Consider the following 17967-nt stretch of genomic DNA (forward strand, 5'->3'; position numbering starts at 1 on the left):
GCTTAAGTAATTCCTTTATGCTTTATCCGGTGAGATGTAGACTACGGTTGGCCCGGAGCCGGACACAAAGCTGGCAGCTACACCCGGTTGGTGGGCTAGCCGCTCCAGGGTCGATTGGAGTTCGGGCAGAAGACTGCTAGCGGGTGCGGCAAGGTCATTGCGGAGCAAGCTCGAAATGATGGGAAGACGCTCAGCCAAGGGAGCTTGTGAGGTCAAGGCCTCAATCAGGGTAGCAGGTACCTCCAGAACAGGGTCCGGTGCCGGGTAGCGCCCGGCTTCCCTGCCCGCGTCCAGTTCACGGAAAACTGCAGGTGTCGATAAGCCCGCCGAAGCAGGGCAGAAGCCAAAGCAAAGCTGCTCTGTAGCTTCCGGCACTTCAAGAGGGGTGAGCTTCTCCCCCAGGCCCAAACCCACGGCTAAACCGCCAAGCAGGGCAAAGGGCACATCCGCCCCCAGAGAGGCCGCTAGCTCCAGCAGACGCTCCCGGGGAACAGAATCCTGCACCAGGTCTGCCTGCACCAGATAGGCGTTCATAGCTTTCATGGCGGCCGCCGCATCAGCTGAGCCGCCTCCCATGCCACCGGCCACCGGCACCGCCTTCTCAATGTGGACTTCCACCGAGATATCTTGCAGCCTGAGTCCCTGCTCTTGGAGCACGGCCAAAGCGCCCCGGTAGGCTAGGTTACTGGCATCCAGCGGGACCAGGGCCGGGTCAAAAGTACCAGCAGCCACCTGCTCTGCCACGGGTGAGCCGGGAGTAACGCTCAAAGACTGGGTAATACCCGGGGCCTTAGCGGAACGAACGGTTACCCGCTCTAGAACATCTACCGCTGCGTATAGAGAAGCTACCTCGTGGTAGCCATCAGCCCGCAGAGGTCCTACTGCAAAATACAGATTAACCTTGCCGGGGGCAGTTGCAGAACAGCTCAGCACGGTCATTGCTCACCACCAGTAGAGACCGAGAAACCCTCTGCGGGTACCTGCCACGCCGCTTGGGCAATCTTGATGTAGTCGTGGATATCCAGCTTTTCACCGCGCTCTTGCGGGTCAATCCCTGCGGCCTCAAGCACAGCACCGGCACGAGCAGCAGAACCCGCCCAGCTCGCAAGCGCGGCCCGCAGGGTCTTACGACGCTGAGCAAAAGCGGCATCGACAATAGCGAAAACTTCCTCACGCGGCAGGTCAGACAGTAACTCTTTGCGGCGTTTGAAGGATACCAACCCGGACTTGATCTTGGGGGCAGGCCAGAAAACATTGGTACCGATAACACCGGCCTTAGAGACCTCAGCAAACCAGTTGGCTTTCACACTCGGTACACCGTAAATTTTAGAGCCGGGCTGAGCCGATAGGCGGTCAGCTACCTCATCCTGAACCATGACCAAAGCATGTTCAATGGAGGGGAAAGTCGCAAACATGTGAAGCAGAACAGGCACAGCGACGTTGTAGGGCAGGTTAGCCACCAGGGCGCTGGGCCTGCGGGGTAGCTCGGTCACTTTCATGGCATCGGAAAGTACTACATCGATCCGGCTCTCGGAGCCGGGGCGCATAGCGGCAATAGTTGTTGGGAGCTCTTGGGCCAGGGGCGGGTCGATCTCTACAGCGACCATATCCTTGGCGGCATCCAGTATGCCCAGGGTTAAGGAACCCAGGCCGGGGCCAATCTCCACCACCGTCTCGTCGGGGCCGATATTGGCCGCCGCAATAATACGACGAATGGTGTTGGGGTCAATCACAAAGTTCTGCCCCAGGGTCTTGGTGGGACGGATGCCTAAGCGGTCGGCCAGGTCGCGGATTTGGTGGGGGCCAAGTAGTTGCTGTTCAGTCACCCCTCCAGTCTAGCGGTATCGCAACTTAGAGAGACCCCACAGGTAGACTCCACAGGGAAACCACTTACCCCGGGTAAGCCACACCGCTCACTGGCTCGGAGCCTTTAGCCCGGTAAGCCGGTAAAATCATTGACCGTACTTGCTTTCCCACACCCAGAGGTTGCTATGCCCAATCGTCCCGCTGAGCCAACCCTACCGAGCATCGGCGTAAGCCTTGCGCGGGCGCTCACCAGCAGATGGGCCTTAGCCACAGCCCTGGCTCTCACAGTGCTCAGTATCTATCCCTTCCTCTGGGACGAGAAAATGCAGGCCCGGCACTTCTTTGACCTTCAGGTCTACTACGGCGGGGTAGCTCACTGGCTGGAAACCGGCAGGCTCTATGACTGGGCCTTACCGCCCGAGGAGGTCTACGGCTTCACTTACCCGCCCTTTGCCGCCCTGGTCTTTACGCCCTTTGTTCTGCTGACCAATGCCCAAACAGCCGGGCCGATCTTCCTCATCTGCAACGTGGCGGCTCTGGTTAGCCTGGTCTACCTGAGTTGCCGGGGTATGGGAGTCAGCAAGCGCCCAGCTCTGGCGGCAGGTTTGTGGCTCACTCCCCTGCTGCTCAAGTTCTTCCCCATCAGCTTTAACATGGAGCTGGGGCAGATTAACCTCTTCTTGGTCCTACTCATTCTGACCGACGTTATCTACCTGAAGAACACCCGCTGGCACGGAATCCTGATTGCCATCACCGCCTGCATCAAGCTCACCCCGGCTGTCTTTGGTCTGCTCTTTCTGGCAACCCGCGACTGGAAATCACTCGCCCGCTTTGTAGGCACTGGCCTGGCCAGCATCGTGCTCAGCTTCGCGGTTGATTTTGAGATCGCCCGCGAATACTTTACTGAAAAGATCTTCGAATCCGGGCGGGTAGGGAGCATCACCGGAGCGCTCAACTACAACCTACTGGGCACCTGGGCCATGCTCTTCCCCACAGGTATTGCAGCAGTTCTCTTTGTCATCTCTGCTGTATCCGCTCTGGTACTTTCCTACCTCGCAGCACTTTCCCTAGCCCGGCGGGGCCAGTACCTGGGGGCCGCCAGCGCGGTTGCGGCGCTGGGGCTACTACTCTCCCCCATCTCCTGGACCCACCACTGGGTCTGGTTCGTTACCTTCATCATCTTTGCTACCCTCTACGGGCTGGCCCGCAGGCAGAGTAGCTACCTCTACCTGGCGGCCACCGGCACCTTACTTTTCTCCATGCCTTTCGCCGTATGGTTTGGGGGCTATAACTGGGGAGGGAATGAATGGCCTAATTCATTGGCTCTCATTCACTCTCTACCAGTTTTCTGGGCTTTGCTGTATCTGCTAGTCCCAGTCCTTGAAGGGCGCAAAACCCTAGAAGCCCTCGATACCCCAGCTACCGTAAGCGGCCAATGAGTTAGCCCTAATATCGCGGCACAACTCCTCGAGATCGCGGTCTAGGTGCGCGGCCATATACCGCACCGTGTAGTTGGTCATGTAGCTGGCATTTGGGCGGCCCCGGAAGGGGTGCGGGGTCAGGAAAGGCGCATCGGTTTCTGCCAGAATCAACTCACGGCGAGCCATGCTCAGCGACTCCTGGATATCCCGTGAGTTCTTAAAGGTCACAGTCCCAGCAAAGCTCATATACCAGCCCCGCTCATTGCAGATTCGCGCCAGTTCTGGCCCACCGGAGTAGCAGTGGAAAATCACCGTCTCGGGTGCGCCCTCATCCAGCAGAACCCGCACAACATCGTCGTGGGCATCGCGGTCATGAATCTGGAGTGCCTTACCGTGTTTTTTAGCCATACGGATATGGGCACGGAAGGATTCCTCCTGGGCCTGACGGCCATCTTTACCGGTGCGGAAGTAGTCCAACCCGGTTTCGCCCAGGGCACGGACGCGGGGGTCAGCGGCCAGGGTGTTGATGACAGCCAGGGCGGCTTCGAGCTGCCCGGCCTCGGCCAGTTTGGGTGCTTCGTTGGGGTGCAGGGCTACAGTGGCTAGAACGCGGGGGTCAGCCTGGGCCATGCTCACGGCATAGAGAGAGCTGGAAACATCGCAACCCACCTGCACGATAGCACCAATGCCCAGAGCCTCACCGGTGTCCAGAGCATCACGGGCGGTAATGGCTACCTCTCCATCGAGCAGGTCCATGTGAGTGTGATTATCCACGATTGCGTAGGGTAGGGGCGCGGGGGCGGGCGGAAAGGTTAGGTTACGACGGCGGCCGTCTTCCCCGGTGGTACCGCGGCGACGGGTGCCCTCACCGCTGGCTTCGCCCTCCACCCGGTAGTGTTCTGCCCGGTAGGCCGGGGGTATTTCGCCCTCATCGATTCTGGGCGGACTCTCAAAGATGCTAGCTCCCTGCTCCTGCCTATCGGGCAAGAGGGTAGCAAAGCGCTCAGCTAACTGGGTGAGTTCTTCGGGGCTCAGGCTATGGTCACTGGTGCACATGGTTTTAGCTTTCCTGGTTTTTAAGATCGAGAACTGCCTGGTAGAGGTCGCGTTTGGAGACCCCGTGCGCTTCGGCCACCTGGGCGCAGGCCGCTTTCAGGCGGATACCACCCTCGGTCATTTCAAGGACAAGGTCGGTCAGGTCTTCAGCCTGCGCAGCCTCAGGAGCGCCCGCGCCTTCAAGCACGATCACGATTTCACCGCGCATCTGCTTGGATTCGCTCCACTCAATCAGCTCTGCCAGGGTTCCTCGGGCTATCTCTTCGTGAAGTTTGGTGAGTTCCCGGCAGACCGCCGCCCGGCGTTGCTCCCCAAAGTTCTTAGCAAAGTCTTTGAGGGTCGCAGCCAGCCTGTGGGGTGACTCGTAGAAGACCATGGTGCGCTCTTCTGCTACCAAAGAGGCCAGCCTGCGGGAGCGGTCAGAACCTTTACGCGCCAGGAAGCCCTCAAAGGTAAAGCGCCCAGACGGCAGGCCAGATAGGGCCAGGGCAGTCACCATAGCTGAGGGCCCGGGGAGAGCGGTGACGGTCAGGCCTGCTTGGGCTACAGCGGCAGCGGCTACATAGCCGGGGTCAGAAACTGCAGGCATACCGGCATCGGACATGAGGAGGACTGTCTGCCCATCGGCCACCGCCTGCACAATCTGTCTAGCCCGTTCGGTTTCGTTGTGGTCGTGGTTGACCAGCACACGCCCCCGGGTGGTAACGCCCAGCCCGGAGGCCAGTTTACGCAGGGTGCGGCTGTCTTCAACGGCAAGGATATCTGCGGTTGCCAGGGCTTGGCGCAGGCGGTGGCTAGCATCGCCCAGATTGCCGATAGGGGTAGCGCCCAGTATGAGGGCACCGCTGCTTGTCTCGGTCTGGGCTGTAGGCTGTGGGGAAGATTCCATAGCTTTTAACCCTACTATCTCAGGTTGGCTCGAACCATGTGGCGGGCCAATCAATTACCATTGCTTAGGTGAAAGCAAACCCAACCAACGCCGTCCTTTCCCTACCCGAAGCCTTTAGCGAGTCCGCTTTGCGGGCCCGCCTGGCTGTTACAGCCCTTACTTTCCCGCGCCGAGGGTGGCTAGCTCCCCTGCTGGTACTGATCCTGGCGGGGCTGATGCGTTTTGTAAACCTTTCAACCCCGAACGCTATTGTGTTCGATGAAACCTACTACGCTAAAGACGGCTATTCCCTCTTGCATTTTGGGTATGAGCGCAACTGGGTTGAGGGTGCTAACGACAGCTTTGTAGCCGGTGCCCCCAGCGGTATTTTGGAGACCCCGGAGTATGTGGTTCACCCGCCGGTTGGCAAGTGGATGATTGCACTGGGCATGGCGGTCTTTGGGGACGATAATCCCCTGGGTTGGCGTTTTGCTGCGGCTCTTACCGGTACCCTGTCGGTGGGGTTGGTCATGCTGGCGGGTTGGCTGCTCTTCCGTTCGGTAACGGTGGCTTCGCTGGCCGGTTTACTGATTTCGGTGGACGGACTTCACCTGGTGCAGTCTCGGTTTGCTCTGCTCGATATTTTCTTGATGTTCTGGCTCCTAGCCACCTTTGTTGCCCTGCTTCTGGACCGCTACCAGGGCAGGCGCAGGCTAGCCTCACGGCTGGCAGAAGCCGCCACCGCTAACGGGGGCACCCCGCCGGATAGCCTCATGGTCTACGGCCCCACACTGGGCTTGCGCTCCTGGAGATTAATTGCCGGTATCTGCGCGGGCCTAGCAGTCGGTGTTAAGTGGAACGCCCTCTTTTTTATCGCTATCTTCGGTCTGATGACCGTCTTCTGGGATGCCAACGCCCGCCGTATAGCCGGTATCAGGCGCTGGTACCTGGCCGGTTTCCTGCGCGACGGTATTCGGGCCTTCTTCTCGCTTATTGGGGTAGGTCTGGTCACCTACCTGGCTACCTGGAGCGGCTGGTTTGCCTCACAGGATGCCTACGACCGTCACTGGGCGCAGGAGCACCCTGGTGAGGGTGTTCTGTGGCTACCGCAGTCCCTGCGCTCGCTGTGGGAATACCACCGCTCAGCCTATGCCTTCCACTCGGGGCTGGATTCCCCGCATACCTATGCTTCACCGGCCTGGCAGTGGCTCATTCTGGGGCGGCCCACCAGCTACTACTACGAGTCCCCCAAGATGGGTACTGATGGTTGTACTGTAGATTCCTGCTCGCAGGCTATCTTGAACATTGGCAACCCGGCTATCTGGTGGAGCTTCCTTGTGGTTGGCGTGTTCTCCCTGGTTATTTTTCTGATTCGCCGCGACTGGCGGTTCGGTGCTCTCTTTGCGGTTTTTGCGGTGGGCTACTTCCCCTGGTTTGCTTACCCTACGCGCACCATGTTCTACTTCTATGCGCTCTCTTTTGAGCCCTACCTTATTCTTATGCTGGCAGGTGTTCTGGGTCTGGCCTTAGGACGTTCTGGCGATACCGTCCGCCGACGCAAGCTGGGCTTGGCTTTGGTTGGGGTCTTCGTGGTCTTTGTTCTCCTGGTCTCTACCTACTACTGGCCTATTTGGACGGCGCAGACCGTGCCCTATACCGAGTGGCGCGAGCGCATGTGGTTTGACGGTTGGATTTAGGAGGGGCCTGGTCTCTAGGCTTTCTGGTTGGCAGCACGACGTTTGAGAGCCTCTTGCCTGCGGCGGGCGGTGGGCCAGGTACTGACCAGAAGCACAAGCGTTACCAGCAGAACAATAATGCCGGCGGTCAGAGCGGCATCTAGCCAGAACTGAGGCGGGTAGAGACGAATCAGGGTGTCAGACATACGGAACTGCCAGTTTCCCTGGGGGAAGAAGACCTGGTGGAAAGTAGTGAAGAAGGATTCCCAGCCCAGGATTCCAGAGACGCCCAGAGCGGTAGCGAGTAGCAGGGTCAGCAAGCTGCCGGTAAAGAGGCTCGAGCGCACCAGACCGGGTGCTTTGGTGGGCAGAGTGCGGGCTGAAAGTAGGGCGGCCACCAGCATCAGAGCGGCCAAGGTCAGGGAGCAGAGAATGACCCGTTTGACGTCAGTCATGTGCTCAACCTCGGTCGGCAGGAAGGCGGCAACTCCCCCGGTCTGGATAACGGCCAGGTAGGATTCCGGTGCCAGGTTGAGGATATAGTCCAGCCCGTAAGAGCCCAGGCGCATGCGCTCAGCAGTGTCAAAGCCGTAGGTGTCAGCGGGGAACCCGGGGCGGTGGTATTCAGCCCACAGAAAGGCAGAGCTGGCTACAAAGCGTACAGCCAGCATCAGGGTAATAAGAGGGACGGACAGGGTGATGATCAGTCGGCGGAGCACCAGAAAACGCGGTTTTTCTGTAGCTTTCTTCTGAGTTTTCCGGGCCCGGAGCTGGGGAGATTCGGTGCCTACCACCGGCTCTGCAGCGTCCCTAGCCTGAGAAGCACGGGCAACCGGAGCAGCAGATACAGCAGCGGGTTCTGTAACAACCGGTTCCAGAGGCGCAGTCCACGGCGCTGGGTCAGTGACCTGCTCGGCTTCCTTCCCTGCCGCTGAGGGGGCCGAAGTCCGGGTAACAGTAGCTGGTGTACCGGCGCTCTTTTTAACGGCGGGGAGTAATTTTTCCCATTCGCGGGTTGTCTCTGCGCCTTCAGGGGTGTTGTGGTTAGGTTCTATTGCCATGGTTCCTCACACGGGGTTAGTCTCTCTGCTCTAGTATCTTACGCTGTGGGAACAAAAACTCCCGCCTGATTGAAACAGGCGGGAGTTTTTCAGGAGCGGGCAGAGAACCGGTTTTTACCAGTTACCCACCCATGCTTCGTCATCGTAATTTTCGAAAGGAATGTTCCAGTCGCCGTAGCCGTCATCGGGGTCAGCCTGGAGGTAGCCGGTATTGATAGTCTCTACAATGTCACCGACACCGAAGGTGTCGTAGAAGAACTTGACATCTTCGGGGAGCATCCCAATACAACCGTGAGAGACGTTATAGGCACCTACCGATGACCAGGCCCCGGGCAAGGCCTGATGAACGAACACGCCACCGGAGGTCAGGCGGGAAGTCCAGGAGGCCCAGAAAGGCTCATAGTAGTGGGCATCGCCCTTCTTGAGATCTAGGGAACCGGGGTTGAAGTAGTAGCTCTCAGCCTTCTCCATGATGGGGAGCTGGCCAACAACAGAGGGCCACTCCGGGTTGCCCAGGGTGATGTAGGCCTCGCGCACCAGCACGTCGTCAACGTACATTTTGATGGTTTTGGTGTTGTTATCGGCCAGAGCGTAGCGCTTGTTCCAGGTCTTGAAGCTGCGGGTGGTGGTGTGGTTACCGATCATGCCCTTGCCCAGGTCAAGGCCGAAGATATCGATAGTGACGGTCACTGTGGAGTTGGTGGCCCATTTATCTGCGGGGCGGTAGCGCACCATGTAGTCGCTGTACCAGCGGAACTTACCGGCTCGGTCACCGCCGCCGGTAACGGTAATCCGCTTCTCTACCTCTGCCTTATTGACGACAGGTTCTGAGAAGTTGAACTGGATAATCTGGCCGATGCCGTAGCTGGCACCGTCAGCAATGTTCATGTGAGCATCGGCTTCGTAGGCCGGTGACACGGTGGAGAAAGTACTTTCGCCTTGGCCTCTTGCTCCCTGAGCGTCTTGGGCAGTCCAGCTGACGGTGTAGGTGCTGTGGAAGAGCATATTCTCGGTGGAGGTCCAGCTACTACCGTCCTCAGAGAGCGCACCAGCTAGTTTTTGGCCTTCGGCGGTGGTGACGGTGACATCGGTCAGGGTGGAGTCAGCAGAAGTAACCTTGACCTTCTCTATGGGGTTGATTTCTATCTCATCAAGTGCGGGGTAAACCTCAACGGTGCCGGTAAATTCCTTGGGCGCGGCGCTAGTGCTAGCCGGTGAGCTGGCTGTTCCAGGAGATGCAGAGCCCTCTGCTACCGGCTTATTCTGTGATGAGCAAGCTGCCAGAGCTAGAGTACCCAGGGCGCCAACGGCCACAAAGGATCGACGGGTAAAGACATCTGATAGAGCTGAGGAGGGTGGATTTACCACGTAGGTCATCTTCCTTAGGTGAATATGTGTGCGATTGTTCAGGTTGTGCACCTGAAAGCATATCTGAAATCAAAGGCTTCTAGGTCTCTATCAGGCCACCCCTAATGCTGGCAATCTGCTGGGAGCACCAAAGGTAAAAGCCTACCCAGGCCCCAAAAGATAAAAGTCGGGGCGCAAGATTTAAAGTACCTGCCGCTTAGATACTGCGCAGAGGAGGAAAGGACTGCCCAAGGGGTTCACTAGCTTCCTGCCAGGCTTCACTTTCATCTAGGCGGACGACGCTCCAGCCCTGGGGCGCGGTCAGACGGTCAGCGTGGAACTCACACAGGTCGTAGGCGTGGGGCTCACGGTGCACCGACAGCGGCCCAATCACAGCGGTGGATTGGGCGTAGGCATAAGTCAGGGTGAAAATAGCCTCACGTTGGCAGGTCTGGCGTGAGCACTGGCGAGTTGATGCCATGAATCAAGCCTTTCTTTCTTAGATAGCTTGCTTGCGGAGACGGCGACGTTCACGCTCGGATAGGCCACCCCAGATTCCGAAACGTTCATCGTTGTCCATGGCGTATTCAAGGCATGCCTCACGCACGGGGCACTCACTACACACCCGCTTAGCATCGCGGGTCGACCCGCCCTTTTCGGGGAAGAAGGCTTCGGGGTCGGTTTGGGCGCACAGGGCATCTGCCTGCCAGGACAGCTCCCCTTCATCGCCATCAGTGCTGTAGATGCCCGCTGCCTGTTGCCAGAGCGATAGGGCATCGGCATCGCTGGAGAAAATATCGGCTGAATGCGCGGCAGAGGGCCTACCTGACTTACCTCGCCCGGTAGGGACTGAGCTGTTAATCAGTGCGGTGGCCTGGTCTTCAAGGTATTGGGTGGAGTGCATGTTGTGGTGATGGGCCAGATCAGGCTTTTGCCCGGCGACACCGTATGTGAGGCGGCTATGTAGGCCCATGGTCTTCCCTTTCATATCCCGGTAGAGGACTGAATGTAAGGTAACCGGTCTTGTGAACCTGGATTACCGGTTGATATGCACACGATCTGAGTACGATAAACCGTCTATGGCCTGCTGGCGCACAGGCGGTCTATAACGGTGCATAAAAAATTCCCTGCACCTAATTACACGCGTGTCATGCCCTATTCGTCAAGCTGAGATAAAAATTTCTCACGTTACACGAGATTTTTGTTCAATAATTTGCGTTTCTCTGTGGTATATGCAAGATGCGGTCGCCTAGAAGAATCGGCGCAAAGTGGCATAAAGTTAGGGGCATGACCTCAGCAGATATGGGCGCTAGGCCCACTTTCCCCCGTTTCATAGATACCCTGTCGCAACGGCAGACTCCAGCTCTGCTCTGGTATTCAGTACCGGGTGAACGTATTGAGCTTTCAGGCAGGGTTCTTAACAATTGGGTGGCTAAAACCGCTAACTTACTGGTAGACGAGTGCGACCTGGAGGCCAATCAGCTTCTTGCCTTGCCCAAGCGCTTGCACTGGCGGTCCCTGATTCTGGCTCTTGCGGCTCTTCGCGTGGGGGCAGAAATTACCTTTGATGGGGAGCGGTCAGCACAGGTTTTTGCGGCTTTTGATCCGGCGGAGTGCGCCAAAGCAGATGCGGAGCATAGGCTGGTTCTTGCCAGTGAGCCCTTGGCACCGCGCTTTAACGGGGAGCTACCGGTAGGGGCTCTTGACTACGCAGCCGAGGTGCGCTTGCACCCCGATGTCTACATGGGCTTCCCTGAGCCCGACCCGCAGGAGAAAGCCTGGGAGGGCACCAGTTACAGGGAGCTTATGCTGGCACTTGAAGAGCGAGTGCTGAACCTCGACAGCAAGCTGGGGCAGGAGATTGCTGCCCTCTGCCTACAGAGCCGGGATTTGACTACGGGCTCTCTTACTCAGGCACTTGTAGCGCTGAGCGCAGGGTACGCAGTGCTTATTCTGGACCCCCACATCGAGTGGGACCAAGAACGAATCAGTCGAGTTTTGGGCGACGAACGGGCCCAGCTTTATCCGGCTCAATAACAGGCAGAGAACCAGTTATTATCTTGGTTGCCTCTTCAATGAGCTCCGCGCGTTCCTCTTCAGCCGTCTTGTCTTGGGTGTGGCTCTTGCTCTGGGAGAAAACCCAGAACTTGTAGAGGAAGTAGCGAACGATAGTACCCAGGATTGTACCAATGATGGTACCTGAGATAAAGGATGCCATCGGGCTTGTTAGGTGAAGCACGTAGAGGCTGAAGAGCACACAGGAGGTTTCGAGGCCGATGCCGATTGCGTTGACAATACCGAATTCAATAGCTTCTCGGGTCTTGTTGCCGGTTCGCTTCTGCCTAAAGGTCCACATGCGGTTGGCAACCCAGGAAAAGACGGTTGCGGCAATACCTGCGACTACTTTCGCCTTGGCGTGTCCGTCCGCAAGAATTGAGTGCATCAGGGACCAGTAAATAACTGAGTTAATGATGAACGCCAGGCCACCCACGGTCAGGAACTGGAGGATCTCGGTGCCGTGTTTTTTCCACAGTACCTGCATACGTTGGGTCAAGGAACTCAATTTTCTCCCTTACTTGGCAGTGCTTCCCGGTTGTTTTTTAACGGTAGGTAATAGCGTACCTGGCGGCGGGGAGCAAGACACTCATCTGTTCACATAGTACAGCCTGTCGAGCAGGCGCTTAGCTCTCAAGAGTATTTTTTGCTTACATGTGCCGGTGGATTAGCTGGGAATAATCTCCATACCAGGCATCCATACCAGGCAAGCGCTTCATCATGTGGGGAATACTTTTACAAGCCCCCTGCGCACGGGTAGCCTAGTGGATGTGACCTACCCTATGACTGGACCCAAAATTGGTGTTGTTGGTGGTGGCCAGCTGGCCCGCATGATGGCCCCTGCTGCCACGGAACTTGGCTTTGACCTGACTGTTCTGGCAGAAGATTCGGGAGTATGTGCCCGTGCGGTGGTCGCGCAGGCACCGATTGGTGATTACCGCGACTACGAAACTCTGGCGGCTTTTGCCCGCGAGGTTGATGTTCTCACTTTTGACCATGAGCACGTTCCCACGGCTTTGCTGGAACGGTTAATCTCTGAGGGAATCAACGTCCAACCGCGTCCCTCCGCCCTGGTCTATGCCCAGGACAAGATTCAGATGCGTAAGGCGGTTGACCGGCTGGGGCTACCCAACCCGCGCTGGGCCGAGGTAAGAACCCTCGATGAGCTCCTGGCTTTTGGTGACAGCATCGGGTGGCCGCTTGTGCTGAAGACTCCTCGTGGCGGTTACGACGGCAAGGGGGTCATGGTTCTTGATTCTGCTCAGCAGGCGGCCCAAGAATCTGCCTCCTGGTTTGAGCAACTCCCCCAGCGCACTGATTTCTCTGCCTTGCTTGCAGAAGAAAAGGTCCCTTTCAGTCGGGAGCTCTCTGCCCTGGTAGCCCGCAACGATGCCGGCCAGGTTGAACCCTGGGCTGTAGCCGAATCTATCCAGGTCAATTCCGTATGCGATGAGGTCATGGCCCCCGCACCGGGCATCAGTGACCGGGTAGCCCAGAAGGCCCAGGATGCCGCTGTTACGGTAGCAACCGAGCTTGGTGTTACCGGCGTTATGGCCGTTGAGCTCTTTGAAGTACCCGGCAGTGATCACGGCTTCCTGATCAACGAGTTCGCCATGCGCCCCCACAACTCTGGCCACTGGACCCAGGATGGCTCAGTCACCAGCCAGTTTGAGCAGCACCTCCGCGCGGTAGCCAACTATCCCCTCGGTAGTACCGCGATCAAGGGCGAGGTGGCGCTCATGAAGAATTTCTTGGGTGGAACCAACGACGATATTTTTGGAGTCTATCCCGCCCTCATGAAAGCCTACCCGGCCGCTAAAGTGCACTACTACGGCAAGGCGGTTAAGCCCGGTCGCAAGATTGGGCATATTAACCTGACCGGGTCGCGCGCTGAACTCAGCGACCTGAGGCAGCAGGCAGCCCAGGCCGCCTCCCTACTCACCAACGGCCTAGCCTAAGGGCTCGGTCTGATGCTCAATCTTTAGTAACCCGGCTTTAGGCCACCAACCCCAAGGAGCGCTCATGGCTTCCCCTTACGATTCAAGCAACCCCATCGTCGGTATTGTGATGGGCTCCGATTCTGACTGGCCGGTCATGGAAGCCGCCGTTCAGGCTCTGGAAGAGTTCGGCATCCCCTACGAGGTCGATGTTGTCTCCGCCCACCGTATGCCCCAAGACATGATTGCCTACGGCCGTAAGGCCCACGAACGGGGCCTGCGCGTGATTATTGCCGGTGCCGGCGGTGCCGCGCACCTGCCCGGTATGCTGGCTTCGGTGACTCCCTTGCCTGTGATTGGTGTGCCGATCAAACTCAAGAGCCTCGACGGCATGGACTCACTGCTCTCAATCGTCCAGATGCCCGCAGGGGTTCCCGTGGCAACCGTCTCTATCGACGGTGCCCGCAACGCTGGCCTGCTTGCCCTTCGAATCCTGGGTTCAGGCGATGACGGTTTTGCCCGCCAGGTCCGCTCAGATTTGGTCGATTTTGCCGCTTCGCTCCGCCAAAGCGCCCAGGACAAGGGTTCAGCCCTGCGCGCTAAGGTCCAGGAGTACAAAGACGAGCTCGATGAATCCGCTCCCCGGCCTGCGCTCTCACAGCAAGCTCCCAAGGCCGCTACCAAGCCTACCGATGAGGGACCTAAAACACCCTACGCCCCCTAAAGAGCGACAGAGGTGAGCAGAATAAAAACTCTTTTCTCACCGCGCGCCCCGTTAGCACCCAGTTTCTTTCGCTAGTGTGGTTGAGTAGTTTTCTACTCAGCCACACCGGCTTCTTGTGAACCATCATTTTCAGGGAGGCACCCTATGTCCCGCCAGAGTAACCAGCCCTTGGCACCCGAGCCTATTAGTGGCACCCGGGGGCGTGGTCAACACCTTGCTGAGCCTCTCTACACGGATCCTCTGCGCCACCCAGAAAAGGCCTCGGCGGGGGTACGATCACGCCGCGCCTGGGTCTTACTTCTACTTACTCTGGTTCTGCCCGGTTCAGCCCAGCTCCTGACCGGGCGTAGGGTGCTGGGGCGCAGAGCACTCATCGTCACCCTGTCCATGTGGGCGCTGGTTATACTGCTGGTTATGCTGTGGGCGGTACGCCGCACCCTGGTTCTTTCACTCTTGACAAGCGCCTGGTCGCTCATGCTGGTCACCGGCCTGCTGATTCTGCTGGCCGCAGGCTGGGTGCTCCTTCTGGTCGATACCCTATTAGCTATCCGCCCAGGCCTACTCGAAGGCCGCTCCAAGACTCTGGTAACGCTGGCAGTCATAGCCTCAATTCTGGTGACCGGTGGAGGCCTAACCTACGGCGCTTACGTCACTTGGCTAGGACGCGGTGTCCTGGGCAATATCTTTGCCGGTGGGACCCAGCTTAAAGAACAGGACGGTCGCTACAACATTCTTCTCATGGGTGGTGATGCCGGGGCCGACCGTGTGGGCCGCCGCCCCGACTCCATGACCGTTGCATCTATTGATGCCAAAACCGGCCAGGCCATCACTATCTCGGTTCCGCGTAACCTCCAGAACGCTATCTTTGAGGAAAACTCACCGCTCTGGCAGGTCTACCCCGAGGGTTTTAACTGCGGTGATGAGTGCATCCTCAATGCCCTCTACCCCACTGTCACAGCTAACTATGCTGACCTTTATCCCGGTGCTGAGGATCCCGGGGCCGAGGCCACCATGGACGCTGTTTCTGGGGTTCTGGGAATTACCGTAGAGAACTATCTACTCATTGATATGTCAGGCTTCGAACAGCTCATTGATGCCTTGGGCGGTATCACTATTGATGTGGGTGGTCGTGTACCCATTGGCGGCGGCACCAATGAGATTACCGGCCTGCCCAACCCCATTGACGGCTATATTGAGCCGGGTGTTCAACACCTTGATGGTTTCCATGCGCTCTGGTATGCCCGTTCCCGTGAGGGTGCCAGTGACTACGACAGGCAGGCCCGCCAGCGCTGTGTGCAGGCCGCTATGCTCAAACAGCTTGATCCTGCCAACGTTCTCACCAAGTTTGCCGATATCACCGCTGCCGGTGAGCAGGTCATCGAGACCAATCTGCCCCAAAACGGCCTGGCGGCCCTAGGCGATGTGGCTCTTAAGTCCAAGAATTACGGCCTCATTCAGTTTGCGGCTGGCCCTCCCTACTTTGACGCCTTGTTCCCCACCTACCCCGATTTTGACCAGCTCCAGGCCGCCATCCAGCAGGTAATTGCGGACTCAGCCCAGGGTATCCAGCCCACAGCGGTCTCCGCCGCCGCAGAGGCAAACGGTGTCCCTGTCATTGAAACCGTGGCCTACCGCGCCCAGCCTGTCGCTGAGCTGAGCGAGAACGGGACCTGCTCAGTACCTTAGGAGCAGAAAGCCTGTGGCTAAAGGCGGTAAGCTGGTGAGCATGAGTAATATCCTGCAGTCAGATATCTGGGCTAAGTTCCAAGAAGCAAACGGCCACCAAGTTTTCCGTGGTCAGGGTGAGGGCTGGCGATATATGGCCACCCTGGAAGGCGGTTCAACCGGCCGCTATCTTTATGCTCCCTACGGCCCCGAAGCTGACAATGAAGTAGCTTTCGATGCCGCTATTGCCGATATGAAGCACCTAGCATCTGACGCTAACTGCTGGTTTATTCGGGTTGAACCCACTAACAGCGCTATCTGGGGTGAGCCTAGTGGCCAAGCGTTCCTTGCGGCCAAGGGTTTCAAGCTCTCTCCTCGCCAGATTCAGCCGGCCCACACCCAGGTCATTGATCTGACTCAGTCAGAAGAGGACATTCTCAAGGGGATGTCAGCAACCAACCGCAACCTGCACCGAAATATCCACAAGAAGGGTGTTTCTTTCGAGAAGTCTCAGAACCCAGCAGACGTCGATATTCTGCTAGGCTACTTGGACCAGACCGCTAACCGCCTGGGCTTCAACCGCCAGCAGGACGACTACCTCAGGACGGTCGCTGAGGTGCTGATGCCCGCGGGGGCGGCCAACCTGTTCATCGCTAAGGCTGACGGAGAGCCGATCGGCGCTTCACTCTGCTACGACTCAGATGACACTCGCACCTATGCGCACGCAGCGACCTCCTTTGAGCACCGCAGGCTCACAGTAGGCAACCCGCTCCTGTCACATATTATTTTCGATGCTAAAGAGTCCGGCCTCAGCTACATGGATCTCTTTGGTATTGCCCCCACCGATGATCCCGACCACGAATGGGCTGGTTTTACCAAATTTAAGAAATCTTTTGGGGGCACCTCAGTGTCTTTCCCCGGCACCTGGGATTTGCCCGTCTCTACTAACGGATACAGGGCCTACAAGGGCATCCGTTCAGCCCGTGAGCTTGCGGGCAAAGGCAAGAGCCTTGCTACCGAGAGAGTCCTTCCCAAGGCCAAGGGCACCTTAGCGGCTCTTGGTACCAAGCTGGGTAAGTAAATACCTAAGCTAAGACATAAAGCGCTGGCCCACCGATACTCCTATCGGTGGGCCAGCGCTTTATCTTTTATCTCAGTGGCTATTTAGCCCTGCATCAGGCAAGAGAGAACCTCTGAGTAGCGGGAGAGCTTATGTTCAGCTTCAATCAGGCGTACAGTACCTGATTTGGCGCGCATAACCAGCGACTGGGTGGTTACGGTGTCGCGGCCGTAGCGTACACCGCGGAGTAGTTTGCCGTCGGTAATACCGGTTGCGGCAAAGAAGCAGTTATCGGTGGTAACCAGGTCATCGGTAGTGAGAACCGCATCGAGGTCGTGTCCGGCGTCCAGTGCCTTCTGGCGCTCCGCTTCATCGGTAGGAGCCAGACGGCCCTGAATGATGCCACCGGTTGCCTTAATAGCGCAGGCCGAAACAATACCTTCGGGGGTACCACCAATACCCATCATCAGGTCCACGCCGGTGCCCTCACGGCAAGCTGCAATAGCACCAGCAACGTCACCGTCCAGGATCATGCGGGTACGCGCACCGGTGGCGCGAATATCTTCAACCAGCTTGGCATGGCGGGGACGGTCCAGCACACATACGGTCAGCTGGCTAACGCTGGTGCCCTTAGCCTTAGCAACAAGGTGCAGGTTCTGCTTGACGGGCAGGCGCAAATCAACCAGATCGGCGGCCTCAGGGCCGGTGACCAGTTTCTCCATGTAGAACACAGCGGAGGGATCAAACATGGTTCCGCTTTCGGCTACCGCGATGACCGAAAGAGCGTTATCCATGCCCAGAGCGGTAAGGCGGGTACCGTCAATCGGATCGACCGCAACATCAAAGCGGGTTCCGCTACCGTCACCCACCTGCTCGCCGTTAAAGAGCATGGGGGCCTCATCTTTTTCGCCCTCGCCAATGACAACGGTTCCGTTGAATTGAACGGTTTTCAAACGGGCACGCATGGCATCAACGGCCGCTCCATCTGCCATGTTCTTATCACCGGCACCTACCAGGGGGCCGGACGCAATGGCTGCCGCTTCTGTAGCTCTCACCAATTCGAGCGCGAGATTGCGGTCTTCCTTGCTTATTGGGGACATCTTCTCACCTTCGAGTTCTTATCAATTATTTTTAGGCGCAACACCGCACTGGGACGCTTCGCTGCGCCGTATACCTTCTAGCCTACTCGTTTCATCTCTGCCTTTCATGGCCCCACCCCGTCCGCTCCAGCTAAATCGGCTATATGACACAATGAACCTCGGTTGGCGTAGGAGCCACTTCGTATATGAGA

Annotated in this window: 17 protein-coding genes; 7 read left to right on the forward strand and 10 right to left on the reverse strand. The window is 57.8% G+C overall.

Features of this window, described 5'->3' with window-relative positions:
- Positions 1 to 15: 15 nt before the first annotated feature.
- Positions 16 to 933 carry a 4-diphosphocytidyl-2C-methyl-D-erythritol kinase gene (locus tag ACN082_RS05660; RefSeq protein WP_419099879.1) on the reverse strand — a complete coding sequence of 306 codons (918 nt, stop codon included), beginning with the start codon at positions 931 to 933 and terminating at the stop codon, positions 16 to 18.
- Positions 934 to 935: 2 nt separating this feature from the next.
- Positions 936 to 1826, reverse strand: coding sequence for a 16S rRNA (adenine(1518)-N(6)/adenine(1519)-N(6))-dimethyltransferase RsmA (rsmA, locus tag ACN082_RS05665; protein ID WP_419099880.1), 891 nt, complete (start codon positions 1824 to 1826; stop codon positions 936 to 938).
- A 165-nt stretch (positions 1827 to 1991) separates the two neighbouring features.
- On the opposite strand from rsmA, the gene ACN082_RS05670 reads away from it, so the two are divergent.
- Positions 1992 to 3245, forward strand: coding sequence for a glycosyltransferase 87 family protein (locus ACN082_RS05670; protein WP_419099881.1), 1254 nt, complete (start codon positions 1992 to 1994; stop codon positions 3243 to 3245).
- On the opposite strand, the gene ACN082_RS05675 is transcribed toward ACN082_RS05670, so the two are convergent.
- Positions 3204 to 4283 carry a TatD family hydrolase gene (locus tag ACN082_RS05675; protein ID WP_419099882.1) on the reverse strand — a complete coding sequence of 360 codons (1080 nt, stop codon included), beginning with the start codon at positions 4281 to 4283 and terminating at the stop codon, positions 3204 to 3206. The two genes, ACN082_RS05670 and ACN082_RS05675, sit on opposite strands and share 42 nt — an antisense overlap.
- A gap of 4 nt (positions 4284 to 4287) precedes the next feature.
- Entirely contained in the window at positions 4288 to 5172 is an 885-nt protein-coding gene (rsmI, locus tag ACN082_RS05680) for a 16S rRNA (cytidine(1402)-2'-O)-methyltransferase (RefSeq protein WP_419099883.1), read from the reverse strand.
- A gap of 68 nt (positions 5173 to 5240) precedes the next feature.
- Between rsmI and ACN082_RS05685 the strand changes: the two genes are divergently transcribed.
- Positions 5241 to 6848, forward strand: a complete 1608-nt coding sequence (locus ACN082_RS05685) for a dolichyl-phosphate-mannose--protein mannosyltransferase (RefSeq protein WP_419099884.1) — start codon at positions 5241 to 5243, stop codon at positions 6846 to 6848.
- Between the two features lie 14 nt (positions 6849 to 6862).
- On the opposite strand, the gene ACN082_RS05690 is transcribed toward ACN082_RS05685, so the two are convergent.
- The 4 genes from ACN082_RS05690 to ACN082_RS05705 all read right to left on the reverse strand — a co-directional run bounded on the left by ACN082_RS05690 (position 6863) and on the right by ACN082_RS05705 (position 10208).
- Positions 6863 to 7888 carry a TIGR01906 family membrane protein gene (locus ACN082_RS05690; protein ID WP_419099885.1) on the reverse strand — a complete coding sequence of 342 codons (1026 nt, stop codon included), beginning with the start codon at positions 7886 to 7888 and terminating at the stop codon, positions 6863 to 6865.
- Between the two features lie 114 nt (positions 7889 to 8002).
- Positions 8003 to 9265, reverse strand: a complete 1263-nt coding sequence (locus tag ACN082_RS05695; RefSeq protein WP_419099886.1) for an Ig-like domain-containing protein — start codon at positions 9263 to 9265, stop codon at positions 8003 to 8005.
- A 187-nt stretch (positions 9266 to 9452) separates the two neighbouring features.
- Positions 9453 to 9716, reverse strand: coding sequence for a DUF3499 domain-containing protein (locus tag ACN082_RS05700; protein ID WP_419099887.1), 264 nt, complete (start codon positions 9714 to 9716; stop codon positions 9453 to 9455).
- An 18-nt stretch (positions 9717 to 9734) separates the two neighbouring features.
- Positions 9735 to 10208 (reverse strand): WhiB family transcriptional regulator, encoded by a 474-nt coding sequence (locus ACN082_RS05705; protein WP_419099888.1) that lies wholly within the window; start codon positions 10206 to 10208, stop codon positions 9735 to 9737.
- Positions 10209 to 10522: 314 nt separating this feature from the next.
- On the opposite strand from ACN082_RS05705, the gene ACN082_RS05710 reads away from it, so the two are divergent.
- Entirely contained in the window at positions 10523 to 11272 is a 750-nt protein-coding gene (locus ACN082_RS05710; protein WP_419099889.1) for a TIGR03089 family protein, read from the forward strand.
- Here the strand turns inward: ACN082_RS05710 and ACN082_RS05715 are convergent.
- Entirely contained in the window at positions 11223 to 11798 is a 576-nt protein-coding gene (locus ACN082_RS05715) for a GtrA family protein (RefSeq protein WP_419099890.1), read from the reverse strand. The genes ACN082_RS05710 and ACN082_RS05715 overlap by 50 nt on opposite strands.
- 274 nt (positions 11799 to 12072) lie before the next feature.
- On the opposite strand from ACN082_RS05715, the gene ACN082_RS05720 reads away from it, so the two are divergent.
- From ACN082_RS05720 to ACN082_RS05735, 4 genes are all read left to right on the forward strand, one after another.
- On the forward strand, positions 12073 to 13248 hold the full coding sequence (locus tag ACN082_RS05720) for a 5-(carboxyamino)imidazole ribonucleotide synthase (RefSeq protein ID WP_419099891.1): 1176 nt from the start codon (positions 12073 to 12075) through the stop codon (positions 13246 to 13248).
- A gap of 64 nt (positions 13249 to 13312) precedes the next feature.
- A complete protein-coding gene (gene purE / locus ACN082_RS05725) occupies positions 13313 to 13951 on the forward strand; it encodes a 5-(carboxyamino)imidazole ribonucleotide mutase (protein ID WP_419099892.1) in 639 nt (212 codons plus the stop codon).
- A 144-nt stretch (positions 13952 to 14095) separates the two neighbouring features.
- Positions 14096 to 15637 (forward strand): LCP family protein, encoded by a 1542-nt coding sequence (locus tag ACN082_RS05730; RefSeq protein ID WP_419099893.1) that lies wholly within the window; start codon positions 14096 to 14098, stop codon positions 15635 to 15637.
- A 40-nt stretch (positions 15638 to 15677) separates the two neighbouring features.
- A complete protein-coding gene (locus ACN082_RS05735) occupies positions 15678 to 16697 on the forward strand; it encodes a lipid II:glycine glycyltransferase FemX (protein WP_419099894.1) in 1020 nt (339 codons plus the stop codon).
- 83 nt (positions 16698 to 16780) lie between these two features.
- Here the strand turns inward: ACN082_RS05735 and glpX are convergent, their stop codons facing one another.
- Positions 16781 to 17776: a class II fructose-bisphosphatase gene (gene glpX / locus ACN082_RS05740; protein WP_419099895.1), complete on the reverse strand. Its 996-nt coding sequence runs from the start codon at positions 17774 to 17776 to the stop codon at positions 16781 to 16783.
- Positions 17777 to 17967: the final 191 nt, after the last annotated feature.

Source organism: Rothia sp. CCM 9417 (assembly GCF_048513575.1).
Classification (GTDB): domain Bacteria; phylum Actinomycetota; class Actinomycetes; order Actinomycetales; family Micrococcaceae; genus Rothia.